This is a genomic window from Enterobacter sp. Ap-867, assembly GCF_011752855.1.
In the GTDB taxonomy this organism is placed as follows: Bacteria; Pseudomonadota; Gammaproteobacteria; order Enterobacterales; family Enterobacteriaceae; genus Cedecea.
Genome location: NZ_VWWS01000001.1, coordinates 249,775 through 275,237, shown reverse-complemented (window position 1 = coordinate 275,237; position 25,463 = coordinate 249,775). Strand labels below are relative to the sequence as shown.

The 25,463-nt window shown below is 56.2% G+C and carries 24 protein-coding genes; 6 read left to right on the top strand and 18 right to left on the bottom strand.

Going from position 1 to position 25,463, the window contains the following annotated elements; translation table 11 throughout:
* The first annotated feature begins 43 nt into the window (after window positions 1-43).
* The gene (crr, locus tag F3J26_RS01270) at window positions 44-547 is read left to right on the top strand and encodes a PTS glucose transporter subunit IIA (protein ID WP_008459580.1); all 504 of its coding nucleotides are present in this window, start codon (window positions 44-46) and stop codon (window positions 545-547) included.
* Between the two features lie 52 nt (window positions 548-599).
* Here crr and pdxK read toward each other — a convergent pair whose 3' ends face one another.
* Window positions 600-1,451 carry a pyridoxine/pyridoxal/pyridoxamine kinase gene (gene pdxK, locus F3J26_RS01265; RefSeq protein WP_166990736.1) on the bottom strand — a complete coding sequence of 284 codons (852 nt, stop codon included), beginning with the start codon at window positions 1,449-1,451 and terminating at the stop codon, window positions 600-602.
* A gap of 447 nt (window positions 1,452-1,898) precedes the next feature.
* On the opposite strand from pdxK, the gene F3J26_RS01260 reads away from it, so the two are divergent.
* The gene (locus F3J26_RS01260; protein WP_034809565.1) at window positions 1,899-3,110 is read left to right on the top strand and encodes an oxalate decarboxylase family bicupin; all 1,212 of its coding nucleotides are present in this window, start codon (window positions 1,899-1,901) and stop codon (window positions 3,108-3,110) included.
* A 52-nt stretch (window positions 3,111-3,162) separates the two neighbouring features.
* Here the strand turns inward: F3J26_RS01260 and cysM are convergent, their stop codons facing one another.
* From cysM to F3J26_RS01215, 9 genes are all read right to left on the bottom strand, one after another.
* Complete coding sequence (gene cysM, locus F3J26_RS01255) at window positions 3,163-4,074, bottom strand: cysteine synthase CysM (RefSeq protein WP_039295805.1); 912 nt, start codon at window positions 4,072-4,074, stop codon at window positions 3,163-3,165.
* Window positions 4,075-4,144: 70 nt separating this feature from the next.
* Window positions 4,145-5,230 (bottom strand): sulfate/thiosulfate ABC transporter ATP-binding protein CysA, encoded by a 1,086-nt coding sequence (cysA, locus tag F3J26_RS01250; protein ID WP_166990733.1) that lies wholly within the window; start codon window positions 5,228-5,230, stop codon window positions 4,145-4,147.
* The gene (cysW, locus tag F3J26_RS01245; protein ID WP_008459574.1) at window positions 5,220-6,095 is read right to left on the bottom strand and encodes a sulfate/thiosulfate ABC transporter permease CysW; all 876 of its coding nucleotides are present in this window, start codon (window positions 6,093-6,095) and stop codon (window positions 5,220-5,222) included. Before cysW ends, cysA begins: the two co-directional genes overlap by 11 nt.
* Window positions 6,095-6,928 (bottom strand): sulfate/thiosulfate ABC transporter permease CysT, encoded by an 834-nt coding sequence (gene cysT, locus F3J26_RS01240; protein WP_008459572.1) that lies wholly within the window; start codon window positions 6,926-6,928, stop codon window positions 6,095-6,097. Before cysT ends, cysW begins: the two co-directional genes overlap by 1 nt.
* Window positions 6,928-7,944 carry a sulfate ABC transporter substrate-binding protein gene (locus tag F3J26_RS01235; protein ID WP_166990730.1) on the bottom strand — a complete coding sequence of 339 codons (1,017 nt, stop codon included), beginning with the start codon at window positions 7,942-7,944 and terminating at the stop codon, window positions 6,928-6,930. Before F3J26_RS01235 ends, cysT begins: the two co-directional genes overlap by 1 nt.
* Window positions 7,945-8,101: 157 nt before the next feature.
* Window positions 8,102-9,001 (bottom strand): Dyp-type peroxidase, encoded by a 900-nt coding sequence (locus F3J26_RS01230; RefSeq protein ID WP_166990727.1) that lies wholly within the window; start codon window positions 8,999-9,001, stop codon window positions 8,102-8,104.
* A 130-nt stretch (window positions 9,002-9,131) separates the two neighbouring features.
* Window positions 9,132-9,707, bottom strand: coding sequence for an RpoE-regulated lipoprotein (locus F3J26_RS01225; RefSeq protein WP_166990723.1), 576 nt, complete (start codon window positions 9,705-9,707; stop codon window positions 9,132-9,134).
* A 49-nt stretch (window positions 9,708-9,756) separates the two neighbouring features.
* Window positions 9,757-10,209, bottom strand: coding sequence for a DUF2919 family protein (locus F3J26_RS01220; protein ID WP_166990720.1), 453 nt, complete (start codon window positions 10,207-10,209; stop codon window positions 9,757-9,759).
* Between the two features lie 20 nt (window positions 10,210-10,229).
* Window positions 10,230-10,655: a GNAT family acetyltransferase gene (locus F3J26_RS01215; RefSeq protein WP_008459564.1), complete on the bottom strand. Its 426-nt coding sequence runs from the start codon at window positions 10,653-10,655 to the stop codon at window positions 10,230-10,232.
* Between the two features lie 216 nt (window positions 10,656-10,871).
* Between F3J26_RS01215 and amiA the strand changes: the two genes are divergently transcribed.
* Both amiA and hemF read left to right on the top strand, forming a co-directional pair.
* On the top strand, window positions 10,872-11,744 hold the full coding sequence (amiA, locus tag F3J26_RS01210; RefSeq protein ID WP_008459562.1) for an N-acetylmuramoyl-L-alanine amidase AmiA: 873 nt from the start codon (window positions 10,872-10,874) through the stop codon (window positions 11,742-11,744).
* Between the two features lie 5 nt (window positions 11,745-11,749).
* Window positions 11,750-12,655: an oxygen-dependent coproporphyrinogen oxidase gene (gene hemF, locus F3J26_RS01205; RefSeq protein WP_166990717.1), complete on the top strand. Its 906-nt coding sequence runs from the start codon at window positions 11,750-11,752 to the stop codon at window positions 12,653-12,655.
* Between the two features lie 155 nt (window positions 12,656-12,810).
* On the opposite strand, the gene maeB is transcribed toward hemF, so the two are convergent.
* Window positions 12,811-15,090 carry an NADP-dependent oxaloacetate-decarboxylating malate dehydrogenase gene (gene maeB, locus F3J26_RS01200; RefSeq protein ID WP_008459558.1) on the bottom strand — a complete coding sequence of 760 codons (2,280 nt, stop codon included), beginning with the start codon at window positions 15,088-15,090 and terminating at the stop codon, window positions 12,811-12,813.
* 256 nt (window positions 15,091-15,346) lie between these two features.
* On the opposite strand from maeB, the gene tal reads away from it, so the two are divergent.
* Window positions 15,347-16,297: a transaldolase gene (gene tal / locus F3J26_RS01195; protein ID WP_008459557.1), complete on the top strand. Its 951-nt coding sequence runs from the start codon at window positions 15,347-15,349 to the stop codon at window positions 16,295-16,297.
* Window positions 16,298-16,315: 18 nt separating this feature from the next.
* On the top strand, window positions 16,316-18,316 hold the full coding sequence (tkt, locus tag F3J26_RS01190) for a transketolase (RefSeq protein ID WP_166990714.1): 2,001 nt from the start codon (window positions 16,316-16,318) through the stop codon (window positions 18,314-18,316).
* A gap of 58 nt (window positions 18,317-18,374) precedes the next feature.
* On the opposite strand, the gene F3J26_RS01185 is transcribed toward tkt, so the two are convergent.
* The 7 genes from F3J26_RS01185 to napF form a co-directional block, all read right to left on the bottom strand.
* On the bottom strand, window positions 18,375-19,418 hold the full coding sequence (locus F3J26_RS01185; protein WP_166990711.1) for a DUF1176 domain-containing protein: 1,044 nt from the start codon (window positions 19,416-19,418) through the stop codon (window positions 18,375-18,377).
* A gap of 143 nt (window positions 19,419-19,561) precedes the next feature.
* Window positions 19,562-20,137, bottom strand: a complete 576-nt coding sequence (nudK, locus tag F3J26_RS01180; protein ID WP_166990705.1) for a GDP-mannose pyrophosphatase NudK — start codon at window positions 20,135-20,137, stop codon at window positions 19,562-19,564.
* 744 nt (window positions 20,138-20,881) lie between these two features.
* On the bottom strand, window positions 20,882-21,484 hold the full coding sequence (napC, locus tag F3J26_RS01175) for a cytochrome c-type protein NapC (protein ID WP_008460173.1): 603 nt from the start codon (window positions 21,482-21,484) through the stop codon (window positions 20,882-20,884).
* 3 nt (window positions 21,485-21,487) lie between these two features.
* On the bottom strand, window positions 21,488-21,937 hold the full coding sequence (gene napB, locus F3J26_RS01170; RefSeq protein ID WP_166990701.1) for a nitrate reductase cytochrome c-type subunit: 450 nt from the start codon (window positions 21,935-21,937) through the stop codon (window positions 21,488-21,490).
* 86 nt (window positions 21,938-22,023) lie between these two features.
* The gene (napA, locus tag F3J26_RS01165) at window positions 22,024-24,510 is read right to left on the bottom strand and encodes a nitrate reductase catalytic subunit NapA (RefSeq protein WP_166990697.1); all 2,487 of its coding nucleotides are present in this window, start codon (window positions 24,508-24,510) and stop codon (window positions 22,024-22,026) included.
* Window positions 24,507-24,770, bottom strand: a complete 264-nt coding sequence (napD, locus tag F3J26_RS01160; RefSeq protein ID WP_039295845.1) for a chaperone NapD — start codon at window positions 24,768-24,770, stop codon at window positions 24,507-24,509. The genes napA and napD overlap by 4 nt, the downstream gene beginning before the upstream one ends.
* A complete protein-coding gene (gene napF / locus F3J26_RS01155) occupies window positions 24,760-25,251 on the bottom strand; it encodes a ferredoxin-type protein NapF (protein ID WP_008460180.1) in 492 nt (163 codons plus the stop codon). The genes napD and napF overlap by 11 nt, the downstream gene beginning before the upstream one ends.
* Window positions 25,252-25,463: the final 212 nt, after the last annotated feature.

The following is a 25,463-nucleotide window of genomic DNA, read 5'->3' as shown; positions in this document are numbered from 1 at the left end:
TTCACGAGATGCTGCCCAAATTACTGCTTAGGAGAGAAGGCTAATGGGGTTATTTAGTAAACTGTTCGGTGACAAAGGCAATAGCGACACCGGAACCATTGAGATCGTTGCTCCACTGTCTGGCGAAATCGTTAACATTGAAGACGTGCCGGACGTCGTGTTTGCTGAAAAAATCGTTGGTGATGGCATCGCTATCAAACCAACCGGCAACAAAATGGTTGCTCCGGTTGACGGCACCATCGGTAAAATCTTTGAAACCAACCATGCCTTCTCTATCGAATCCGATAGCGGCATTGAGCTGTTTGTTCACTTTGGTATCGACACCGTTGAGCTGAAAGGCGAAGGCTTTAAGCGCATCGCTGAAGAAGGCCAGCGCGTGAAGAAAGGCGACGTGGTTATTGAGTTCGACCTGCCGCTGCTGGAAGAGAAAGCCAAGTCTACCCTGACACCGGTTGTTATCTCCAACATGGACGAAATCAAAGAGCTGATCAAACTGACAGGTAGCGTGACCGTGGGCGAAACCCCGGTTATCCGCATCAAGAAGTAAGATTCATGCAGAGAAAAAGGCACCCTGGGGTGCCTTTTTTATTGGCTGCGATTCAGCGAGGAAGAATCAGTTCATCTGAGCGCTGCCCCTGAGTCCAGGTCATCACTTCAAACACCCGATGCGCAGCTTCTCCTGCGGCAACCGCCACCTGCTTGCCTGCAAGTATTCGGCTTACCAGCTCGGCGCAGAACAAATCCCCGGTGCCTTTCAGGTCGGTCATCACGCGAGCGTGGCTGGTCACATCGGCTTCATCAGCGGTCACCGTCACCACGGAAATAGTATCCGCGCAGTTCCCCGGCGCACTGGTTATTACCACCCAGCGCAGCGTTTCAGAGAGAAGACTTCTGGCCGCCATCACCGCCTGCTCCAGCGTATCGCAGGGCATTCCGGTCAGAATATGCAGTTCAAAGAGATTAGGCGTGATCCCCTGTGCATGAGGCAGCAGCGCCGTGCGATAAGCTTCAGGAATACCCGCCTTGACGTAAACACCGCTGTCGGTGTCCCCCATTACCGGGTCGACAAGTATCAACAGCTCAGGATGGCTTTTGCGTCTTTGACGCAGCCACTCCGCCAGCAGATGGATTTGCTCCGCACTGCCCATGTAACCCGTCGTCACGGCCTTCAGTTCGCGCAACGCATCCCGTTCTTCGAGCGCTCGCAGATAGCCGCTAAACCAGTCCGCCGGGATCACGCCGCCATAAAACGTATCGTAATGCGGCGTGTTGCTGAATAACACCGTTGGCACCGCCATCACCCGCCACCCATGCTGCTGAATCGCCGGAACCGCGATACTGTTCCCGACGCTGCCGTAAACGACCTGAGATTGTACCGCCACAATATCGGCCTGCAGCGCCCGGCCTGCATCGTGAAACAGTACAGACTGTATATCGTTATCCTGACTCATATTTTCCCCTTGCCCGCCAGACAGCTAAGGTCTGAACTGCGAAGCGGCCATTATAGCCAGACCCGGGCGGTACAACCATGCTAAGAGCGCCCTCTTTATTCCGGCAATAGCAGAGATACAGCTACCATCCTTCAGATTTATCAAATCAACGACAAAAGTAATATTTTCTTTCAGCCGTTACACCTTGAAAATGTATCACCTGAATGATGAAGAAAACATTATTACCGATTAGTGCTGGATACCTGGAAATTAATAACTACCACTTAAACATCACATCAACAAAATATCCATTACATCATAAGGATATATCTTCTCCACCCGCTGTTTACATTGTCGACTCATGCCTGTCTTACAATTCCACAAGGTCAAACTCCATAATTTCACCTATAACAAAAGTTCCCTCCGGAGAATAAACCTCACTCTGCATGAATATAAGGAAGCTATTATATGAAAGATATATCCAGAAGAAGCTTCATGGCTTTTGCCGCAGGCGGTACCGTCGTATTAGCCGCCGGGCAGGCCCATGCCCACGATGACAAAGTAAAATCCTATCCGGCAAGCGTGCGCGATCCGGGCCCTCACGACCCCATCCGGGAAGCTGAAAACCCTGACATTGTTAACCCGCCCGCTACCGACAGCGGCACGTTGCCGAACCTGCGCTACTCCTTCAGCGATGCCCATGTCAGAAAAGGCACCGGCGGCTGGACCCGACAAGTCACCAAGCGGGAGCTGGGGATTTCAACCACCATCGCCGGGGTAGACATGCGCCTGAATGCCGGAGGCATCCGCGAACTTCACTGGCACAAAGAGGGTGAATGGGCCTACATGACCTACGGCAATGCGCGGGTAACGGCCTTCGATGCAAAAGGAGGCTGGTTTGTGGATGATATCGGCGTCGGTGATTTATGGTATTTCCCGCCGGGTATTCCTCACTCCATTCAGGGTATCGGGCCTGACGGCTGTGAGTTTCTTTTGGCCTTCGACGACGGCGGATTTGATGAAGACAGTACGTTCCTGTTATCCGACTGGTTTAAACATATCCCTCCGGAGATATTAGCAAAAAACTTCCAGGTGCCCGTGTCTACATTTTCTAAACTGCCTTCACCTGCTGATGAATATATTTTCGCGGGTACAGTACCCGGCAGCCTTGCCTCAGACAGTATTAATGGCGCAGCTAAATCAGAGATTAATTTCACCCACCATATGCTGGCTCAGGATCCGATCAAAGCCCCTGGCGGCACCGTCAGAATAACGGATTCATCTAATTTCCCGGTGTCGAAGACTATTGCGGCAGCCCTGGTGGAAATAGAGCCCGGCGGGCTGAGAGAACTTCACTGGCACCCAAATAACGATGAATGGCAGTACTATCTTGAAGGGGAAGGCAGAATGGGCGTTTTCGCCTCTTCGGGTCAGGCCAGAACCTTTGATTACCGCGCCGGGGATGTCGGCTACGTTCCCTTTGCGATGGGGCATTATATCGAGAATACCGGCACCACAACCCTGCGTTTCCTGGAACTGTTTAAAAGCGACTATTACGCGGATATTTCGCTTAACCAGTGGCTGGCCAGCACGCCGCCTGAGCTGGTGAAACAGCATTTACAGCTTGATGATACCTTTATGAAGGCGTTGAGCCTGCATAAAAACCCGGTTGTGAAGTAAGCCTGTTCTCAGGAAAAGATCGCCTCAGGCGACCTTTTCCTGGCTTACAGCGTCAGATGCCAGCGCCCTGAACGTAGCTCTCTTCCCCGAACACGCCGGTAGAAAGATAGCGATCGCCTCTGTCGCAAATAATAGCGACCACTACGGCCCCCGGATTTGCTTTGGCTACGCGCAACGCACCCGCCACTGCCCCGCCGGAACTTACGCCGCAGAAAATCCCCTCTTCCATCGCCAGGCGGCGCATCGTCTGCTCGGCTTCGGTCTGCGCCATGTCGATGACTTCATCCACCAGTGTCGGGTTGAAAATTTTCGGCAACCACTCTTCTGGCCAACGGCGGATCCCCGGGATGCTGCTGCCCTCTTCCGGCTGCAGCCCGACAATTCTCACCGGCTTGCTTTGCTCGCGCATAAAACGACTCACGCCGGTTATCGTGCCCGTCGTGCCCATGCTGGAGACAAAATGCGTGATTCGCCCTTCGGTCTGCCGCCAGATCTCCGGCCCGGTCGTCGTGTAATGCGCCAGCGGGTTATCCGGGTTATTAAACTGATCGAGGATCTTGCCTTCGCCACGGTCGGCCATTTGCTGAGCCAGCTCACGCGCGCCTTCCATGCCCTGAGCTTTGCTGACCAGAATCAGCTCGGCGCCGTAAGCCTGCATCGCCGCCTTGCGCTCCATGCTCATGTTGTCCGGCATCAGCAGCTTAATACGGTAGCCTTTGAGCGCAGAGATCATCGCCAGCGCAATGCCGGTATTGCCGCTGGTTGCCTCAATCAGCGTATCGCCGGGTTGTATTTCCCCTCGCTTTTCCGCCTGAACAATCATCGACAGCGCCGCGCGATCTTTAACCGACCCTGCCGGGTTATTCCCTTCGAGTTTGACCCAAATCTCGCTGCCGTTCGTCAGCCCGCTGCGCTGCAGCCGGACCAGAGGAGTATTACCAATAGTGCTTTCTAAAGTGATCACTTGCCTGCCCGCAATAAATGAAAAAGCGGCCTCGGTGGGCCGCTAGTGCGTGTCCTGTCGGGGTAAATTATCAGGCGGACTGCGCCAGGTCTACACCCTGAATACGGTTGGCACCTTCATACAGGCGCGCGTTTTGTAATCCCACAAACAGACGCTCACCGCGCTGCGGAATTTGCTGTTCCTTCAGAACCACCGTCAGCGGTTCGTCATACCAGCCCAGCGGCTGCACAACCAGCTGCATGTAATGCCCGCGAGGGCTTACTTCCAGCACCTGCACCGGCAGAGGTGAATCTAGATTCGTGCGGCGGCTGACGTCCACTTCCCACGGACGCAGGAACAAATCAACATCCCCCTGATAGGCCGGCGTGAACCCCAGCGGCCAACGATGCGCGCCGACGTGGAACTGGCTCCCACGGATCACGCCTTTCAGGCGGTTAACTTCGCCGAGGAACTCCAGCACGAAGCGGGTCGCGGGCTCACGCCAGACCTGCTCAGGCGTATCGACCTGCTCGATATTGCCCTGGCTCATCACCACCACGCGGTCGGCAACTTCCATCGCTTCTTCCTGATCGTGCGTCACAAACACGCTGGTGAACTTTAACTCTTCGTGCAGCTCGCGCAGCCAGCGGCGCAGCTCTTTACGAACCTGTGCGTCCAGAGCGCCAAACGGTTCATCCAGCAGCAGGATTTGCGGCTCCACCGCCAGCGCACGCGCCAGGGCAACGCGCTGCTTCTGCCCGCCGGACAACTGCGCCGGGTAGCGGTCGGCCAGATGGGAAAGCTGCACCATTTCCAGCAGTTTCGTCACTTTCTGTTTGATCGCAGAGGCGGAAGGCCGTTCGCGACGCGGCAGCACCGTTAAGCCAAAGGCGATATTGTCGAATACCGACATATGGCGGAACAGCGCATAGTGCTGAAACACAAAGCCGACTTTGCGATCGCGGGCATGCATCCGGCTGACGTCGGTGCCGTGGAAGCTGATGCGACCGCTGTTCTGGTGCTCCAGCCCGGCAATAATACGCAGCAGCGTAGTTTTACCAGAGCCGGACGGACCAAGCAGCGCCACCATCTGACCAGAAGGGATATCCAGCGAGATATCGTTCAGCACCTGGGTGCGTCCAAATGACTTCTTAATATTGGCAATATCAATGCTCATGATTTTCCTCCTGCTTCAGGCGTTTTTCCTGATTATTCAGACGCCACTGCACCGCACTCTTTAAGAACAAGGTCAGGACTGCCATCAGGGTCAACAACGCCGCGGCGGTAAACGAACCAACGGTGTTGTAATCCTGCTGCAGTAACTCAATCTGTAACGGCAACGAGAACGTCTCGCCGCGAATCGAACCGGACACCACCGACACCGCGCCAAATTCACCGATGGCGCGGGCGTTGGTCAGCACCACGCCATAAAGCAGGGCCCAGCGAATATTGGGCAGCGTCACGCGGCGGAACATCTGCCAGCCGGAAGCGCCCAGTAAAATCGCGGCTTCATCTTCCTGGCTGCCCTGGCTTAGCATCACCGGCACCAGCTCACGCACCACAAACGGGCAGGTGACGAAGATAGTCACCAGCACCATGCCCGGCCAGGCAAACATGATTTGCAGGTTGTGGGCATCGAGGAACCCCGCCAGCGGGCCGTTAGAACCATAAAACAGCAGGTAAACCAGGCCCGCAACCACCGGGGAAACGGCAAATGGGATATCCAGCAGCGTCAGCAACAATTGGCGGCCAGGGAAGTTAAAACGCGTCACCAGCCAGGCCAGCAGCGTGCCGAACACCAGGTTTACCGGCACGGTAATCAGGGCAATCATCACCGTCAGCCAGATGGCGTGCAGCATGTCCGGGTTAGCGATATTTTGCAGCGCGGGCATCAGCCCTTTGGAAAAGGCTTCTACAAAAATAGACGCGACCGGCACCACCAGAATCAGGAAAGAGACGAGCACACCGATGGCGATCAGCGCCCATTTTCCCCAGTTAATGCGGGAGCGGGTATAGTTTTTCAAAGCAGTGACGTCCGTCATCAGTGACCTACCACGCGTCGACCAAAGCGACTCTGCAACGTGTTAATGGTGAACAGCAGCAGCAGCGACGCCGCCAGAATCACTGACGCAATGGCGCTGGCCGCCGGGTAATCAAACTCCTGCAGGCGCACGAAGATCATCAGCGAGGTCACTTCCGTCTTCCAGGCGATGTTTCCGGCGATAAAGATAACCGCGCCAAACTCCCCCAGGCTGCGGGTGAAGGAAAGCGCTACGCCCGCCATCAGTGCCGGAGAAAGCTCCGGCAGCACTACGCGGCGGAAACTCTGCCAGCGAGTCGCGCCGAGCGTTTCAGCGGCTTCCTCGTATTCTGGCCCCAATTCTTCCAGCACGGGCTGAACGGTGCGCACCACAAACGGAATGCTGGTAAACGCCATCGCGACGGCAATACCCAGCCAAGTGTAAGTCACCTTAATGCCAAACTGCGCCAGCCACTCGCCGTACCAGCCGTTGACAGAAAACAGCCCGGCGAGGGTTAAACCTGCCACCGCGGTGGGCAGCGCAAAGGGTAAATCCATCAGCGCATCTAGCAGGCTGCGCCCCGGAAACTGATAACGCGTCAGGATCCACGCCATTAACAGGCCGAACACGCCGTTAAACACGGAAGCCAGCGCGGCGGAAAGCAGCGTGACTTTATAGGCGGCCACCACCTGCGGGTTGGTAATCACGTCCCAGTACTGGGAGAACGACATTTGCGCCAGCTGCATCACCAGCGCGCTCAGCGGCAGCAGCAGGATCAGGCAAACAAACAGCAGGCTGGTGCCGAGGCTAAGCGTAAACCCCGGCAATACGCGTTTTGAACGGCTGGCAAACATTAACTACGCCCCGTCGCTAACAGCTTGTCCAGCTCCCCGCCGGTAGCAAAATGCGTTTTCATCACTTCCAGCCAGCCGCCGAACGCATCTTCCACGCGGAACAGCTCGGTCTGTGGGAATTTATCTTTCAGCTTATCCATTACCTGCGGGTTATTCACGCGGTAGTAGTAATCGGTAATGATGGTCTGCGCCTGAGGGCTATAGAGATAGTTCAGGTAGGCTTTGGCCGCTTTTTCCGTGCCGTTGGCCTTCACGTTTTTATCCACCCAGGCAACCGGGAACTCGGCCAGAATGTTGACCTTCGGCACTACGACTTCATAACCGTCTTTGGCGTACTGGTTGCGGATATTGTTCACTTCTGATTCAAAAGAGATCAGCACGTCGCCCAGCCCACGCTCGACAAAGGAGGTTGTCGCCCCGCGGCCGCCGGTATCAAACACTTCGACGTTTTTCAGGAATTGCGTCATGAACTGCTCGGTTTTGGCTTTATCGCCGCCGTCAGCTTTGTCTGCCGCCCCCCAGGCTGCCAGATAGGTATAACGAGCGTTACCAGAAGTTTTCGGATTCGGGAAAATGAGCTTCACGTCCGGGCGCACAAGATCGCTCCAGTCGTGGATGTTCTTTGGGTTGCCTTTGCGCACCAGGAAAGCCATGGTGGAGTAGAAAGGCGAGCTGTTGTTGCCCAGACGGCTCTGCCAGTCCGCCGGGATCAGGTTGCCTTTGTCGTGCAGGATCTGCACATCGGTCACCTGGTTATAAGTTACAACGTCAGCTTTTAAGCCCTGCAAAATGGCCAGTGCCTGTTTTGATGACCCGGCATGAGATTGTTTTATCGTCAGCTTGTCGCCGTTATTCTCCTGCGCCCACTGTTTTTCAAACGGCGGGTTAAGCGCGGCAAACAGCTCGCGGGACACATCATAAGAGCTATTCAGCAGCTCGGTTGCATGGGCAGAGCCTGCCAGCAGCAAAGAGACAGCGAGCGCGTTCCATACTTTTTTAACTGACCTGATTGCCATGCTTCGCCCTTATAAATGTGATGAATACCATAAAGTCATGACAGTCAGTGTATTTATAACGAGCGATAAAGCTGTAACGCTTTTATATACCGTTTGGCGATTTACAAGAAGAAAGGGATATAAGAAAGCGGCGTAGCAAACGCTACGCCGGAGGGTATTACAGGCTCAGTAATTTATCGAGCGACGGCGCAAAGTAGTAACCGCCGGTGACCGGCTTAGTGAAGCGCAGCATACCGTCACGCTTCCCGTCAGCGTCGCCAAACATGCTCAATAGCTGCTGTTCAATGTTATGCAAACGCGCGCAATAGGCGATGAAATAGAGACCGTGCACGCCGCTGGCGGTACCGTAAGGCAGGCTCTGACGCACAATTTTCAGCCCCTTGCCGTCTTCTTTCAGATCGACCCGGCTCAGGTGAGAAGTGGCTGGCCGCGCGTCGCCGTCAATCTCTTCGTTTTCCTGTTTGGTACGGCCGAAGATCATCTCCTGGTCGTGCACACTCAGGCGGTTAAGCTGCTTGAGGTTGTGTTCCCAGCGCTGAACCAGCACGTAGCTGCCCCCGGCATCCACGCCTTCGTTGATCACCGCCACCTGGCGACGATTTTCTTCGCCCTGTGGATTTTCGGTCCCGTCAACGAAGCCGCTGAGATCGCGCTCTTCTACCCAGCGGAAACCGTGAATCTCTTCTTCAATTTTCAGCGCATCGCCAAACGCGGCCAGCGCGGCCTGAGCCACGGAGAAGTTCACGTCATGGCGCAGAGAAAGAATGTGGATCATCACATCGTGCTGGGTCGCGGGCGCCAGGCCTTTGCCTAGTGGCGTAAAGTTTTTCAGCTCTGCGGCACCTTTGCCTTTGCTGAGGTCGCGCCACAGGTCGTGCCCGAAGCCAACGGTCGCCCCCAGCATCGCGTCAGGGAATTGTTCCTGGAAAGCATTCAACGCTTCAATAAAGGTTTTGCACCCTGCGCTCAGCGCGCTGAAGTCGCCCTGGACAGAAGCTTCCAGCCAAACGGCGGCACGACAATGTTCCGGCAGAATGCCGCTTTGAACCCGAGACATGATTCCTCCTGAAAAAAATGCCACCAAAGGTGGCACATAACTATGATGACTCCGAACGGAGGCATTTATCGGGCTATTCTAACCTGATTTATTCACGCCGACTTGCGACGGCGCAAACCCGGCGCAAATTTTATCGACGCCAGATAATTTTGTTAAGCGTCCATTTCTTCAGCGTATCATCCGACGGCATCAATCCTTCCGGCCCGTGCCACTCGCCTGTAAACAGATAGCTGATGTGCTGGCTGTTCGGCGCCTGGCAGAGAACGCCTGCCGCATCGTCGCTGGTCGCTTTTTCGCAGGCCCCAAACGCTTTCTGATACAGATCGCTGAAAGGCGTGCCGATTTTCACGCCGCTGGCGGTTTTGATGTCAGCATCCATCACATCTACGCGACTCACGGTGCCTTTTTCGCCGTTCACCACCAGCTTAACGTCTTTGTCTTTCATCGCCTCAAAGTAGCGCACGATGGTGCCGTTTTCAGTTTTCATGCCGCTGCGCAGACGATAATTGTCATTCAACCCCTCGCTCACGGCCTTCTCATCCATCGCGGTGGCTGAAGTCAGTTTCCCCACGCCCTGCTCGCTCACCTCAACGGAAGAGCCAAACCAGTTCCACGGATAAGCCGCAGACCAGTTAACGGAGGACAGCGTGGAACACCCGCTCAGAACCAGCGGCAGGCCTAGCATCATCAGGCGCAGAGATTTCATTGATCATTCCTTTTCAAAAAATGGTAACGGCCTTTGGAGTACGGGGACGTCAAAAAGTGCCGCTTAACTCGTTTTTCAGGGCAAAGTAATCCCGCAGCCGGCGGTTAGTCAGCAGCCACCAAAGCGCGAACAGATCGATAATCAGCAGAACAACGGTGGTACCGGTCAGCGTTTCATCCCCGGCCAGCAGCGCCAGTTGCCACGCCAGCAGCCCAACCTGGGCGGCAATCAATATCCAGCGAAACGCCCGCCAGAACCGGGGCCAAAGGTGGCGACGTCCGCTGAGCAAAAAGGCCAGCGCAGCCGGAATACCGGGGATCAGCCCCAGCCAGAAGTTATCGCGATCGGGATAAAACAGGCCCAGCAGCGCATCGCCCTGCTGACGAGAAGCCCCCGCCAGCACCAGCAAAACCCAGGTGCGGGCCTGTAACAACAACACCGCCCAGAACAGTAGCGGTGCTTTTAAGTTGCCCTGTGAATCATAATCAGCAGGCAAATACATGGCATGAACACATTTGAAAATTAATATTCCTGATCTTCTATCAGCCGTTTGCCGAGCAAAATGGTGTCCTGATGCTCGTAATCGAGCTTTTCATAAAGGCCGATAACCAGATCGTTCTCTTCGCGCACCATGATGTGGATCTTCGGGCAACCGCGGGCAATCAGCTTCTTTTCCAGCCGGTTCAGCAAGGCGTTAGCAATGCCGCGGCCCCGAAACTCCGGGTGCACGCCCAGGTAATAGGCTGACCCCCGATGGCCGTCATACCCGCCCATCAACGAACCGACGATCTCGCCGCCCACCTCCGCGACTAAAAACAGGTCCGCATCGTGATGCAGCTTACGTTCAATGTCCATTTCCGGGTCATTCCATGGGCGCAGTAAATCGCAGCGCTCCCAAAGGGTAATGACCTCTTCGAAATCTTCCTGGCGAAAAACGCGAATTTCCATGGTATTAGCCACCTTAAGCCGTAAAAGGTTGATTATGGCGTTAACCGTCCGTTAAGCCAATAACTGCCGCAAAAGCGCGAAAAAAATGGCATAATCTCCGACCAGTCATGAAATGAAACGAATGGATATACATTTCTGACGCCAGAGTGTCGTTTGCATGAAGCCGATACGTTATAACTTCCCATCTGGACTCCATAAGATAAATAATTCATCCGCATGAGCAAAATTAAATCGCTAACGCAACTTACGACGCGCCGCCAGGTCCTGCTCACGGGTTTAGCAGCGTTGACGCTAACCGGTATGAACCAAGCGCTGGCAAAGGAAGAAGCCAAATCGCTGAAAACCACCAATTCCCACAGTAAAGTGGCCAAAAAATCCGGGGCAAAACGCATTGTTATGCTCGACCCGGGCCACGGTGGGATTGATACCGGCGCCATCGGTCACAACGGCTCGAAAGAAAAACACGTGGTGCTGGCCATTGCCAAAAACGTGCGCAGCATCCTGCGCAGCAACGGGATCGATGCCAGGCTGACTCGCACCACGGACGAATTTATTCCGCTGTACGATCGCGTTGAAATCGCCCACCAGCACGGCGCAGATCTGTTTATGTCGATCCACGCGGATGGCTTCACCAGTCCAACCGCCGCAGGTGCCTCCGTATTCGCCCTGTCTAACCGAGGCGCAAGTAGCGCCATGGCGAAATATCTTTCAGACAGAGAGAACGCCGCGGATGACGTAGCGGGTAGCAAAGTGAAAGACAAAGATCACTACCTGCAGCAGGTGCTGTTTGACCTGGTGCAGACCGACACGATTAAAAACAGCCTGACGCTCGGCTCGCATATTCTGAAACAGATAAAGCCGGTGCATAAGCTGCACAGCCGCAACACGGAACAGGCAGCCTTCGTCGTTCTGAAGTCGCCGTCCATTCCGTCCGTGCTGGTTGAAACGTCGTTCATCACTAACCCGGGCGAAGAAAAGCTGCTCGGCACCACCGCCTTCCGCCAGAAGATTGCCACCGCCATCGCCTCCGGCGTGATGAGCTATTTCAACTGGTTTGATAACCATAAAGTCCACGGTAAGAAGCGTTAATTTTTATGACTGAGCCCGATATCCACGCCGTAAAACAGTTCCTGCTCTCCCTGCAGGATACGATATGCCAGCAGCTTTCCGCCCTTGATGGCGCCGTCTTCCAGGAAGACAACTGGCAGCGAGAAGGCGGCGGCGGCGGGCGCAGTCGAGTTTTGCGCGGCGGCGCGGTGTTCGAACAGGCTGGCGTGAACTTTTCTCACGTTCACGGTGACGCCATGCCGGCGTCTGCCACGGCCCACCGCCCGGAACTGGCGGGCAGAAGCTTTGAGGCCATGGGCGTTTCGCTGGTGGTACACCCGAACAACCCTTATGTGCCGACCAGCCACGCCAACGTGCGTTTCTTTATTGCCGAAAAACCTGGCGCCGATCCGGTCTGGTGGTTTGGCGGCGGCTTCGACTTAACGCCTTACTACGGCTTCGAAGAAGATGCGGTGCACTGGCACCGCACGGCGCGTGACCTGTGTCAGCCGTTTGGTGACGACGTTTTCCCGCGTTATAAAAAGTGGTGCGATGACTACTTCTTTATCAGACACCGCAACGAGCAGCGCGGCATCGGCGGGCTGTTTTTCGACGATCTGAACAAGCCAGACTTTGACTACGGCTTCCGCTTTATTCAGGCCGTCGGACAGGGATTCCTGGATGCTTATCTGCCGATTGTTGAACGCCGCAAGGATCATCCCTTCGGCGAGCGTGAGCGTGACTTCCAGCTGTATCGTCGTGGGCGCTACGTTGAGTTCAACCTGGTGTGGGATCGCGGCACGCTGTTTGGCCTGCAAACCGGCGGGCGCACCGAATCGATTTTAATGTCGATGCCGCCGCTGGTGCGCTGGGAGTATGACTATCAGCCTGAAAAAGGCAGCCCGGAGGCTGCGCTGTATCGTGATTTCCTGCCAGTGAAGGAGTGGGTGTAGCTTTCGCGTTTTTGCCCTCATCCTCTCCCTAAAAGGGAGAGGGGATTTTTAGTGCTCGCTGTCCCCCCTATCCCTTTGGGGAAAGATGACTCTATTATCCGCTTTACTCGGTTTTCCCCCTCGCCCCTTCGGAGAGAGGGCGAGGGGGAGTTCAATCACAGCGGTGCGGTTTGCGCCTCCACAACCGCCAGCGCCACCATATTCACAATGCGGCGCACAGAAGCAATCGGCGTCAACACGTGAACCGGCTTCGCCACGCCCATCAGGACCGGTCCAACGGTCACCCCTTCAGAACTCGACACGCGCAGCAGGTTGTAGCTAATACGCGCCGCCTCAACGTTCGGCATGATCAGGATATTGGCAGAGCCTTTCAGCGGGCTGTCCGGCATACGCTCATGGCGAATACTTTCAACCAGCGCGGCGTCTCCGTGCATCTCCCCGTCAATTTCCAGGTCAGGCGCACGCTCACGCACCAGATCCAGCGTTTTGCGCATTTTGCAGGCGGCTTTGCTGTTGGAAGAACCGTAGTTGGAGTGGGAAAGCAGCGCGACTTTCGGCTCAATGCCGAAGCGGCGCACCGTTTCCGCCGCCAGCAGCGTGATTTCCGTCAGTTCTTCCGGCGTAGGGTCATCGTTCACATAGGTATCCGCGATAAAGGTGTTGCCGCTCGGCAGCAGCAGCGCGTTCATCGCCCCGGCAGCCTTCACGCCTTCGCGGTAGCCAAACAGCTTCTCTACCACGTCAAAGTGCTCGTGATATTCGCCGATTGTCCCGCATATCAGCGCATCCGCTTCACCACGATGCACCATGATCGCCCCGATCACAGTCGTGTTGCTGATCACCGCCCGCTGCGCCTGCTCCTGAGTGATCCCACGGCGCTTCATGATGTTGTAGTACTCGTGCCAGTACTCTTTGAAACGCGGATCCGATTCGTTATTCACGATCTCAAAATCTTTGCCCGGCTGAATTTGCAGGCCCAGCTTTTTGATACGCATTTCGATAACGCTTGGGCGACCAATCAGGATAGGCTTCGCCAGCCCCAAAGTGATCAGCTCCTGTGTGGCATGCAGCACGCGCGCTTCTTCCCCTTCGCTTAACACCACGCGCTTCGGCTCTTTGCGCGCCTGGGAGAAGATCGGCTTCATAAACAGGTTGGTTTTGTAGACAAACTCTTCCAGCTTCTCGCTGTAAGCATTGAAATCCTGAATCGGGCGCGTGGCCACGCCGGAGTCCATCGCTGCTTTGGCTACCGCCGGGGCAATTTTCACGATCAGGCGCGGGTCAAATGGCTTAGGAATGATGTATTCCGGGCCGAACGTCAGTTCCTGCTCGCCGTAGGCGGAGGCCACCACGTCGCTTTGTTCAGCGTGAGCCAGTTCGGCTATCGCATGTACCGCAGCCAGCTTCATCTCTTCGTTAATTGCCGTGGCGCCCACGTCCAGCGCGCCACGGAAGATGAACGGGAAGCACAGCACGTTGTTCACCTGGTTCGGGTAGTCCGAACGGCCGGTACAGATAATGGCTTCCGGGCGCACCTCTTTCGCCAGCGGCGGCAGAATTTCAGGCTCAGGGTTAGCCAGCGCCAGAATCAGCGGCGCTTTGCCCATCTTCTTCACCATCTCCTGAGTCAGCACTTTCGGGCCGGAGCAGCCGAGGAAAATGTCCGCGCCTTCAATCACGTCGTCCAGCGTCCGCTTGCCGCTGTCTTCTACGGCATAGGCGGCTTTGGTTTCGGCCATGTTCTCTTCGCGGCCTTTATAAATAACGCCCTTCGAGTCGCAAACCACGATGTTGTGTTTTTGCATTCCCAGCGCGACCAGCAGGTTCATACAGGCGATTGCCGAAGCCCCCGCGCCGGAAACCACCAGCCGTACATCGGTAATGTTCTTTTCAACCACGCGCAGGCCGTTCAGCACCGCGGCGGTACAAATAATCGCGGTGCCGTGCTGGTCGTCGTGGAACACCGGAATGTTCATGCGCTCGCGCAGCTTCTGCTCTATGTAGAAACACTCCGGTGCCTTGATATCTTCCAGGTTAATGCCGCCGAAAGTGGGTTCCAGCGCGGCCACCACGTCGATAAGCTTGTCCGGATCCATCTCATCAATTTCGATATCGAAGACGTCGATACCGGCGAATTTTTTAAACAGGACGCCCTTACCTTCCATGACCGGCTTGCCTGCCAGCGCACCGATATTGCCTAGCCCGAGCACCGCGGTACCGTTAGAAACCACGCCCACAAGGTTGCCACGCGCGGTGTATTTGTAGGCGGCGAGCGGGTCCTTTTCAATTTCAAGGCAAGGTGCCGCTACGCCCGGCGAATACGCCAGCGCCAGGTCACGCTGGGTAGCAAGGGGTTTGGTCGGAGAAACCTGGATTTTCCCCGGAATTGGAAACTCATGGAAATCGAGGGCACTTTGCTTCAGTTGTTCATCCATTGCATCGTTCCTTTTTGGGTCTTCTTTATTGTTACGTCAGCCGCCTAGTATCACGCGGGCACGTTTCGCAAACTTTGAAGGTAGCCATACTATTAAGATTAGGCGTGATTATTGTTAGCTAACTATAGAACCGATGTTAGCGGCTGCCCCGTCATCGCCCCCATCTGCTATGCTTTTGGGTTATGCAAAGCGTAAGTTTTCACGGCGAGCGACACGGAACGCTCAGGTAAGACGTTGCTTTTTCAAGGAGATAGTAATGAATCAGTTAGACAGCATTAAACAGTACACCACCGTGGTTGCAGACAGCGGTGATATCGACTCTATTCGCCACTACCAGCCTGAAGACGCCACCACCAACCCTTCATTGTTGTTAAAAGCCGCGGGGCTTGAGCAATATCAGCCGCTGATTGATGACGCGCTGGCCTACGGCAAACAGCGCGGCGGCAGCAGGGAACACATTGTGGCCGAAGCCAGTGACAAACTGGCGGTCAATGTCGGTGCGGAAATTCTGAAAAGCATTCCAGGTCGCGTGTCTACCGAAGTGGATGCCCGCCTCTCCTACGACAAAGAAAAGAGCATCAGCAAGGCTCGTCGCCTGGTGGACCTGTACGCCGAACAGGGGATCGATAAATCCCGCATTCTCATCAAGCTGGCGTCAACCTGGGAAGGCATCCGCGCGGCGGAAGAGCTGCAAAAAGAAGGCATCAACTGCAACCTGACACTGCTGTTCTCTTTTGCTCAGGCGCGTGCCTGTGCGGAAGCGGGCGTTTTCCTGATTTCCCCGTTCGTGGGCCGTATTTACGACTGGTATCAGGCGCGTAAACCGATGGATCCGTATATCGTTGAAGAAGATCCGGGCGTGAAATCCGTGCGCAATATCTACGACTACTTCAAGCAACATAACTATGAAACCATCGTCATGGGCGCCAGCTTCCGTCGTAAGGAACAAATCCTCGCCCTGGCGGGCTGCGACCGGCTGACCATCGCCCCTAACCTGCTGCAGCAGCTGCAGGACAGTGAAGAAGAAGTTATCCGTAAACTGATCCCATTCTCACAGGGCTTCCGCCGTCCGGCCCCCATGAGCGAAGCGGAATTCCGTTGGGAACATAGCCAGGATGCTATGGCCGTGGAAAAACTGGCCGAAGGGATCCGCCTGTTCGCCATAGATCAACGCAAACTGGAAGACCTGCTCGCCGCCAAACTTTAACAAGACCTGGAGTGAAACATGTCATCACGTAAAGAGCTTGCCAACGCCATTCGCGCCCTCAGTATGGATGCGGTCCAGAAAGCCAATTCCGGCCACCCCGGAGCGCCCATGGGCATGGCCGATATCGCCGAGGTGCTGTGGAATGATTTCCTCAGCCATAACCCGTCTAACCCGCACTGGGCCAACCGCGACCGCTTTGTGCTGTCGAACGGCCATGCGTCGATGCTGCTTTACAGCCTGCTGCACCTGAGCGGCTATGACCTGCCGCTGGAGGAGTTGAAAAACTTCCGCCAGCTTCACTCCAAAACGCCCGGCCACCCGGAAGTGGGCTATACCCCCGGCGTGGAAACCACCACCGGCCCGCTGGGCCAGGGGTTAGCCAACGCCGTGGGGATGGCGATTGCCGAGCGCACGCTGGCCGCGCAGTTTAACCAGCCGGGCCATGACATCGTTGACCACTACACCTATGTGTTCATGGGCGACGGCTGCCTGATGGAGGGCATTTCCCATGAGGTATCTTCCCTTGCCGGGACGCTGGGTTTAGGCAAGCTGATCGGCTTCTATGACCATAACGGGATTTCCATCGACGGGGAAACCGATGGCTGGTTTACCGACGACACGGCCAAACGCTTCGAGGCCTATCACTGGCACGTGATCCATGAGATTGACGGCCACGATCCGGCAGCGCTGAAAAAAGCCATCAAAGAAGCCCAGAGCGTGAAGGACAAACCGTCCCTCATCATCTGCCGCACCGTGATCGGTTTTGGTTCGCCAAACAAAGCGGGCAAAGAAGAGGCTCACGGCGCACCGCTGGGTGAAGAAGAAGTCGCCCTGGCGCGCAAGCAGCTCGGCTGGAAATACTCGCCGTTTGAGATCCCAAAAGAGGTCTATCACGCCTGGGACGCCAAAGAGGCAGGCGAAAAAGCGGAGGCCGCCTGGAAAGAGAAGTTTGCCGCTTACGCAAAGGCTCACCCTACCCTGAGCGCCGAATTTAAACGCCGTACCGAAGGTAAACTGCCGGATAACTGGCAGAAAACAGCCCAAAGCTACATTGAACAACTGCAGGCGAACCCGGACAAAATCGCCACCCGCAAAGCTTCGCAGAATACCCTTAACGCCTTTGGTCCGTCGCTGCCGGAACTGCTTGGCGGCTCCGCAGACCTGGCCCCGAGTAACCTGACCATCTGGAAAGGCTCGAGATCGATTAAAGAGGACACCGCCGGGAATTATATCCACTACGGCGTACGCGAATTCGGTATGACCGCCATTGCCAACGGCATCGCGCTGCACGGCGGTTTTATCCCTTACACCGCCACCTTCCTGATGTTTGTGGAGTACGCCCGTAACGCGGCGCGTATGGCGGCGCTGATGAAAGCGCGGCAGATCATGGTTTATACCCATGATTCCATCGGCCTTGGGGAAGATGGCCCGACACACCAGGCCGTCGAGCAGTTAGCCAGCCTGCGCCTGACGCCCAACTTCAGCACCTGGCGGCCTTGCGATCAGGTTGAGGCCGCCGTGGCCTGGAAATCCGCACTTGAGCGCCAGACCGGCCCAACTGCGCTGATCCTGTCTCGCCAGAATCTGGCCCAGATGGACCGTACGCCCGAGCAACTGAAAGCGATCGGCCGAGGGGGTTATATTCTGAAGGACAGCGACGGCAAACCAGACCTCATCCTGATTGCCACAGGCTCTGAGATTGAAATCACCGTCGAGGCCGCGGCAGCATTGAGCAAAGAAGGGCATAAGGTTCGCGTCGTGTCTATGCCGTCCACCGACGTGTTTGATGCTCAGGATGAGGCGTATCAGGAGTCCGTCCTGCCTTATGCCGTGCGGGCTCGAGTGGCGGTAGAGGCCGGTATTGCCGACTACTGGTACAAATACGTCGGTCTCAAAGGCGGGATTGTGGGTATGACAACCTTCGGCGAATCCGCGCCTGCCGGGAAGCTGTTCCCGTTCTTTGGCTTCACGGTAGAAAACATCGTAGCCGTAGCGAAAAAATCACTCGGCAAGAAATAGCCCACGCTGCCAGCCCTCTCCTTGCGGGGAGAGGGTCTCTTTTATTCAGTGAATCCAACTATTTGGTGACCCACAGCGTCGGCCAGCCGCCCGCTTTATGCCAGCTATCACAGGCAGATTCAGCGGCATAACGCACAAGCCGGAAGCGCTGTCCGTCATAGCGCCAGCGCGTGGCCACGCCGCAGTCGCCAGGCCCACGCCCTTTCGCCAGGGTGGTTAACACTTTATCGTGCTCATCAAATCCCGCGTTCATTAGCTCCAGCTCAGCGCTGCCGCCGTCCGGTATAAAGGGTAATCGCAGGTGAATCGTCCTGGCGACAAACGGCTTTTGCCGGGAGATGACCCAGGCCAGATAAACCACGTTATAGGCACCTGCTTCACAGCTGGTAAGCATCAAGGCTTTATCGTCAGTCAGAGGGAAAACGCGCACTTCCCGGCGCTGCGGATCGAGCGAGCACTGGCTGTTATTCATCCGCCATGTGCCGTAATCCAACAGGTCGTTCAGTTCATCGTGTGAAAGTGGCGTTGTTGGTGCCGTAGCTGCAGCCACTTCTTTGAGCGGTGGAGCCGGAGGCACGCTGAGCGGAGGCCCGTCGCCTTTTTTAATCCATGCGGTTTCGCTGCCGATACGCTTTTGCTGGCTGTCGATAAAGAGTAGCGCCGCTTTGAGCCCGCTGAGTGAAATGATGCCCCTGCCGTCGGCAAGGGTAATTTTATCGCCGTTCATAACAGCGTCTAGCAGACCGTTAATCGCCTCCGGATTATTGGTCATCAAATGATGAGGCGACACTTTCCACTCGCTGGGCTGGATAGCAAGCGGCGCGTCGTCAAACCGCAGCCTCGGTGCTACAGGCGAGACTGTAACGTCCGCACTCTCCATATTCCCCAGGTCGATGCGCAAACTGGCGTCAGTGCGAGCCCCGGCACCCCGGGTAATCGTCATCACCAACCCCTGATGCAGTCCGGTATTACGGGTGCTGCAAAAGTTCTGGTTATTGCAGGTTACCTGCCAGTCGGAAAACTGCTTTTGCGCTGGCGCGGCAAATGCAGCATTGGCTACCAGCAATGCAAGCATAAGCAAGGAGGATGTCCGATAGAACATTGAAGGCTGCCCTAAAAAGCGAAGCGTGAAAAACGTACGATGGTGCGACGTATCTTCGGCCCACGAGACAGCCTGCTCAATCGGATTTGTCGGATAGCTTTATATCAATATTAAAAATCGCAATAACATGATTTTATGGAGTTTTACCCCATAATATTGCGCAACTGTAGCTGTTGAAGCAGTATCACTGTCTTCCCGTCGCGAATTTCCCCATTCTTCACCATCGCCATTGCCTGGCTAAACGGGATTTCCAGCACGTCGATATCTTCATCTTCCACGCCGCCGCCGGCCCCTTCTCGCTGAGAATCACTGTATTCTGCCAGATAGAAATAGACGATTTCGGTCACGCCGCCGGGAGACATATACAACTCAAAGACTTTCTCAATCTCTCCTACCTGAAAGCCCGTTTCTTCCATCGCCTCTTTGCGGGCGCAGACTTCCGGCTCGTCGGCATCCAGCAGCCCAGCACAGGCTTCTATCAGCATGCCGTCTTCATTCCCGTTAACCCAGGTCGCGACGCGGAACTGGCGTGTTAGCACCACACTTTTCTTTTCGCGGTTATAAAGCAGAATGGTCGCCCCGTTGCCCCGGTCATAAACTTCGCGCTTATGACGCACGCTTTCGGCCCCGTTACGAGACAGGTCATAGGTAATATTGCGCAGGATGAAGTAGTTATCAGACAGGACTTTATCTTTGATGACTTCGATACGTAACGACATACGGTCTCCACAAGGCGGTAAGGGAGCCGACAATCATATGCCGTTCTGTGAGCATTGTCGCGTGGCGTTAGGTGTGTTTGTTGGGTGTGTTTTTTGGGGGTGATTTTATTTATGTTAACCAGATAGTAGCTCCGTTCACTTCCAGCCCTTTTTTATATGTAACCCGGCATAGGTGAACGTCTTAGGGGAGTCACCGTCACTCCCCTAAGAACCCGGACTCCCGGCCAAATAAATCGACCGCTGAAGCGGCAGACCTCCGTTTTATCTCCCAGTCCTGGGTCGGCTGAGATGCGTTCCCGACGCTCTCAGCCTCCGGCCGTTCCCGACGGCCGGACCCTGGCCAGTCGGAGAGAAAACGCAGGCGATTTAAGCCGGAACCGTGCCTCGCTTTAAACCCGCAGCCACACGGAACGTTAACGTTGCTGCAAGTCCTACAAGCCACTCCCTTGTTCCCGGCTCTCATCGCCCCCGGCTATGACCCAACTCAGGCGGGGTTGAGCTGTCGGGAACAGCGAAAGAGAGCGATCGTCGGGAACGAATCGCGAACGACCCCGAATGTTTGGGTGATAGCCGGTGGGTTTACCGCTTCAGCGGCGATGAGCTCGCCGGGCGCCGGGGGGTGTCAGGGGGCATGGCGTAATGCCCCCTGACACGTTCACCGTGCTATGAGCGTACATGGGGAATCGATCTACGGGTGAACGGAAATATGCCTGGCTTACAGAAATAAGAAATCCAGAATATTAATCAAAACCCCGCCTCAACCTCTCGCATATCCGGCAGCTTATGCGCTATGCCTTTATGGCAATCAATACAGGTTTTTCCGTCTTTGATCGCCTCATCATGCATTTTGGCCGCCACGGTTTTCTGTGCGGTGAAATCCATATAGTCGAAGTTATGGCAGTTTCGACACTCCTGGGAGTTATTGTTTTTCATCCGCCGCCACTCGTTTTGCGCCATCGCCAGGCGGTGATCGTCAAACTTCTGCGGCGTGTCTATCAGCCCAAAGGCCTTAGCGTACAGCTCCTTGCTGGCCTGAATTTTACGGATCATTTTCGGCACCCATTCGTGCGGCACATGGCAATCCGGGCAAGTCGCACGCACGCCACTGCGGTTGTTGTAATGCACCGTGCCCATGTATTCCTCATACACGTTATTGCGCATTTCATGGCAGCCGATGCAGAACTCTTCACGGTTGGACATTTCCATCCCGGTGTTGAAACCGCCCCAAAAAATTATCCCGGCAGCAAAGCCAATCAGCAGCAACGTGCCTAGCGCTAACCGACTCGGCCTGCGCCACCACTGCCACACGCGTTTAATGATGCCGGGTTGACGAGTTGATTTATCCATAACTTATTTCCCAAACCCTTTGGATGGCTCGAAGGTATTTTCAACAATCGGGGCAACATCCGCCTGGGGCACGTGGCATTGCAGGCAGAAATAGCGGCGAGGCGCCACGTTCGAAAGCACCTTGCCGTCGCTATCCATAAAGTGCGTTGGGCTGACGCGCGGAGCCCCCGTGGTGCGGTAACTTTCAACGCCGTGGCACTGCAGGCAGCGGTTGCTGGTCGGCGTGACCTGGTAACCGTCCACGCTGTGCGGGATCATCGGCGGCTGGTTAACGTAGTTCAGCGCCATCCGCTGCTGCTGCTTTGGCATCAGCACAGCCCCTTCCGGGGTGCCGGACACTTCAGGCGATTGCTTAAGATCCACGCCAGTTGCCGCCCAAAGCGCACCGCTGACAACCAGAGTGAATGCCGCTCCCCATTGAAACAACGCCTTCATCAGGCCTTGGTTATTCATGATTTAGCTCCCAGGCTCCATCGAATTGTTATTCTGAAAATACCCTCCGGGCACTTAGCGATGCCGCGACCGAAGGGCATTGCACGTTACACCTTCGCCAGCTTTACGGCGCACTTCTTGAAATCCGCCTCTTTGGAGAGCGGGTCGGTGGCGTCGAGCGTCAGGTTATTCACAAGCTGCGCGGCGTCGAAGAACGGCATGTAGACCAGGCCTCGGGGCGGCTTATTGCGGCCACGGGTTTCGACGATGGAAACCACTTCACCACGGCGAGAAATCACCTTCACTTTGTCGCCACGGCGCAGACCGCGCGCCTGGGCATCCAGCGGATGCACAAACGTGACGGCCTCGGGGAAGGCACGATGCAGCTCCGGCACGCGGCGCGTCATGCTGCCGGTATGCCAGTGCTCGAGCACACGCCCGGTAGATAGCCACAGGTCGTACTCCTGGTCCGGGGCTTCTGCCGCCGGCTCGAACGGCAGCGCGAAGATCACCGCTTTCCCATCCGGTTTACCGTAGAACTTGAAGCCTTCCCCGGCCTTAACGTACGGATCGTGGCCCTCGCTGTAGCGCCACTGGGTTTCTTTCCCGTCGACCACCGGCCAGCGTAAGCCCCGGGCTTTGTGATACTCGTCAAACGGGGCCAGATCGTGCCCGTGCCCGCGGCCAAAGCTGGCGTATTCCTCAAACAGGCCTTTTTGCAGGTAGAAGCCCAGCTCGCGGGATTCGTCGTTTAGCTGCTCTGCTGCCAGTTCGGTCACCGGGAACTTGCGGACCGCATCGCTGGCAAACAGCACGTCGAACAGGGTTTTGCCCCGGTATTCTGGTTTTTTCTCGAGAAGCTCAGCAGGCCAGACATCCTCGACCTTGAAGCGTTTTGCGAAGGTCACAAGTTGCCAGAGATCGGACTTCGCCTCGCCCGGCGCGCTCACCTGCTGACGCCAGAACTGCGTACGGCGCTCGGCGTTACCGTAGGCGCCCTCTTTCTCAACCCACATTGCCGTCGGCAGGATCAGGTCCGCCGTTAACGCGCTGATGGTCGGATAAGGATCGGAGACGATGATGAAATTACGCGGATCGCGCCAGCCCGGCATACGCTCTTCGGTGATATTCGGCCCGGCCTGCATGTTGTTGTTGCACATCACCCAGTACACGTTGAGCTTGCCGTCTTTCAGCGCCCTGTCCTGCGCCACTGCGTGCAAACCCACTTTGGCTGGAATAGTGCCGGCGGGCAGCTGCCAGGTTTTTTCGACGATCTCCCGGTGCTTTTCGTTGGTGACGACCATGTCTGCCGGTAAGCGGTGTGCAAAAGTGCCCACTTCACGCGCGGTGCCGCAGGCGGACGGCTGCCCCGTCAGCGAGAATGGCCCGCAGCCTGGCTGAGAGATTTTCCCGGTCAGAAGATGCAGGTTGTAAACCAGGTTATTCGCCCAGACGCCGCGCACGTGCTGGTTAAAGCCCATCGTCCAGTAGGAAATCACTTTCTTATTCGGGTCAGCGTAGAGCTTCGCGAGCGCTTCAAGCTGGTCTTTCGGCACTCCGCTCATTGCAGCGGTTTTCTCCAGCGTGTACTCGGCGACAAACGTTTTGTATTCGTCGAAGCTCATCGGCTCGGAAGCGTCAGATCCCGGATTCTTCGCGGCCTTTTCCAGCGGGTGCGTCGGGCGCAGCCCATAGCCAATATCCGTCACGCCACGGCGCAGGTTTACGTGCTGCTTAAAGAACGACTCGTTCACCGCGTTGTTCTGAATGATGTAGTTGGCGATGTAGTTCAGGATCGCCAGATCGCTTTGCGGCGTGAAGACCATACCGTTGTCCGCCAGCTCGAAGCTGCGGTGCTGGAAGGTCGAAAGCACGGCAACCTTGACGTTTTCATCGGACAGGCGGCGGTTAGCGATGCGTGACCAGAGCACCGGATGCATCTCCGCCATGTTGGAGCCCCAAAGCACAAAGGCGTCCGCCTGCTCAATATCGTCATAGCAGCCCATCGGCTCATCCATGCCGAAGGTGCGCATAAAGCCCACGACGGCAGACGCCATGCAGTGACGCGCGTTCGGATCGATGTTGTTCGAACGGAAGCCTGCCTTGAACAGCTTCGCGGCGGCGTAGCCTTCCCACACCGTCCACTGGCCGGAGCCAAACATGCCGATGCCGTCCGGGCCTTTCTCTTTCAGGGCGTTCTTGAATTTATCTTCCATCACGTCGAAGGCTTTTTCCCAGCTTACCGGCTGGAACTCGCCCTCTTTGTGGTACTGCCCGTCTTTCATGCGCAGCAGCGGCTGGGTGAGACGATCTTTTCCGTACATGATTTTTGGCAGGAAGTAGCCCTTAATGCAATTCAGCCCTCGGTTGACCGGCGCTTCCGGGTCGCCCTGGCTTGCGACGACGCGGCCGTTTTGGGTCCCCACCAGCACGCCGCAGCCGGTACCGCAGAAGCGGCACGGCGCTTTGTCCCATTTAATGGCATCGGGTTTGCCGACCACCGCACGAGCCACGCCCGGTGCGCTGAGGCCCGCCGCCGCGGCAGCTGCGGCAACGGCATTCGCTTTCATAAAGCTACGACGACTGAGTTTCATGGTGCTTCCTCACCTTGTTCATTCTGCTGGTGATAAACCAGCGACACCGCCAGCACGCCGGAGATATTGCGTGCCCGCTCAATTTGTTCCAGCAGCGTGTTGCTTTCGGCGGCTTCAATAACCACCGCAAGTTTGCCGCTGTCGATATCGTCAACCGCAACCTCGCTGCCGGGCAGCGAGTTGATCGCGCTGCGTACGGCAGCAACATGTTCAGGTCTGGCCTGAACCACCAGGCCGCATACGTGCCAGTCAGTGTGCATTTTGTGGCCTCAGAGTGATGGCTGACGTTGGGCACCCGGCAACACAAGCGCCGCAGCCGTGACAGGCAGACAAAGAAATCTGTGGACGGGAAACGTCCTGCAAAGTGGGGATGAACCGGATGGCCTGCGGTTCACAGGCATCTTCGCAGCTGCGACATTCCACCTGATGCCAGGCCAGACAGGTTTCGGCGAGCTGTAAAGTCAGTGCCCAGGGTTGCGCTGATTGCGGGGCAAAAAGCCGCTGAGGGCAGGCGTCCGCGCACGCGTAGCAGAAAGTGCACTCCCCCCGGCTAAAGTCGATTTCGGGGTAGCCGCCCTGGCCACGGCGAAGCACCCGGCTCTGACAGGCGGTCACGCAGCTATCGCAGCGCGTGCAGTCCAGAAGAAAATGGTTTTCATCGCCGCTCCATGGAGGGCGAACAGCGGGAGTAGAACTGTGCCAGCCCCCGGTCAGCAGGCCGCGACGGGTCAGTTTAGCCATTGGGCAGATCCTTGCTCAAAATGCCCGGCCAGGTCGCCACCGGGTAGAAACGTTATTCTTTTTATCCGCGTATTCTCTGCGGTTTTTACGGCACTTAAGGTATGTGATGAGGGGTTACAAAAGCATCCCCATAAAGGGGTAAATGCCGTTGTCGGATCAAAGAGGTGTACGGTTTCGGCGTGACGAGGAGGAATCAGCAGATGTAAGGCAGA

What these genes read in the sequence shown, in the direction of transcription:
- cysW (WP_008459574.1), bottom strand. Translation starts at nt 6,095, where the DNA reads ATGACGGACGTCACTGCTTTGAAAAACTATACCCGCTCCCGCATTAAC.
- amiA (WP_008459562.1), top strand. Translation starts at nt 10,872, where the DNA reads ATGAGCAAAATTAAATCGCTAACGCAACTTACGACGCGCCGCCAGGTC.
- F3J26_RS01220 (WP_166990720.1), bottom strand. Translation starts at nt 10,209, where the DNA reads ATGTATTTGCCTGCTGATTATGATTCACAGGGCAACTTAAAAGCACCG.
- F3J26_RS01215 (WP_008459564.1), bottom strand. Translation starts at nt 10,655, where the DNA reads ATGGAAATTCGCGTTTTTCGCCAGGAAGATTTCGAAGAGGTCATTACC.
- F3J26_RS01185 (WP_166990711.1), bottom strand. Translation starts at nt 19,418, where the DNA reads ATGTTCTATCGGACATCCTCCTTGCTTATGCTTGCATTGCTGGTAGCC.
- F3J26_RS01230 (WP_166990727.1), bottom strand. Translation starts at nt 9,001, where the DNA reads ATGTCTCGGGTTCAAAGCGGCATTCTGCCGGAACATTGTCGTGCCGCC.
- napA (WP_166990697.1), bottom strand. Translation starts at nt 24,510, where the DNA reads ATGAAACTCAGTCGTCGTAGCTTTATGAAAGCGAATGCCGTTGCCGCA.
- nudK (WP_166990705.1), bottom strand. Translation starts at nt 20,137, where the DNA reads ATGTCGTTACGTATCGAAGTCATCAAAGATAAAGTCCTGTCTGATAAC.
- F3J26_RS01260 (WP_034809565.1), top strand. Translation starts at nt 1,899, where the DNA reads ATGAAAGATATATCCAGAAGAAGCTTCATGGCTTTTGCCGCAGGCGGT.
- maeB (WP_008459558.1), bottom strand. Translation starts at nt 15,090, where the DNA reads ATGGATGAACAACTGAAGCAAAGTGCCCTCGATTTCCATGAGTTTCCA.
- cysA (WP_166990733.1), bottom strand. Translation starts at nt 5,230, where the DNA reads ATGAGCATTGATATTGCCAATATTAAGAAGTCATTTGGACGCACCCAG.
- pdxK (WP_166990736.1), bottom strand. Translation starts at nt 1,451, where the DNA reads ATGAGTCAGGATAACGATATACAGTCTGTACTGTTTCACGATGCAGGC.
- tkt (WP_166990714.1), top strand. Translation starts at nt 16,316, where the DNA reads ATGTCATCACGTAAAGAGCTTGCCAACGCCATTCGCGCCCTCAGTATG.
- napC (WP_008460173.1), bottom strand. Translation starts at nt 21,484, where the DNA reads ATGGATAAATCAACTCGTCAACCCGGCATCATTAAACGCGTGTGGCAG.
- cysT (WP_008459572.1), bottom strand. Translation starts at nt 6,928, where the DNA reads ATGTTTGCCAGCCGTTCAAAACGCGTATTGCCGGGGTTTACGCTTAGC.
- crr (WP_008459580.1), top strand. Translation starts at nt 44, where the DNA reads ATGGGGTTATTTAGTAAACTGTTCGGTGACAAAGGCAATAGCGACACC.
- napB (WP_166990701.1), bottom strand. Translation starts at nt 21,937, where the DNA reads ATGAATAACCAAGGCCTGATGAAGGCGTTGTTTCAATGGGGAGCGGCA.
- hemF (WP_166990717.1), top strand. Translation starts at nt 11,750, where the DNA reads ATGACTGAGCCCGATATCCACGCCGTAAAACAGTTCCTGCTCTCCCTG.
- F3J26_RS01225 (WP_166990723.1), bottom strand. Translation starts at nt 9,707, where the DNA reads ATGAAATCTCTGCGCCTGATGATGCTAGGCCTGCCGCTGGTTCTGAGC.
- tal (WP_008459557.1), top strand. Translation starts at nt 15,347, where the DNA reads ATGAATCAGTTAGACAGCATTAAACAGTACACCACCGTGGTTGCAGAC.
- napD (WP_039295845.1), bottom strand. Translation starts at nt 24,770, where the DNA reads ATGCACACTGACTGGCACGTATGCGGCCTGGTGGTTCAGGCCAGACCT.
- napF (WP_008460180.1), bottom strand. Translation starts at nt 25,251, where the DNA reads ATGGCTAAACTGACCCGTCGCGGCCTGCTGACCGGGGGCTGGCACAGT.
- F3J26_RS01235 (WP_166990730.1), bottom strand. Translation starts at nt 7,944, where the DNA reads ATGGCAATCAGGTCAGTTAAAAAAGTATGGAACGCGCTCGCTGTCTCT.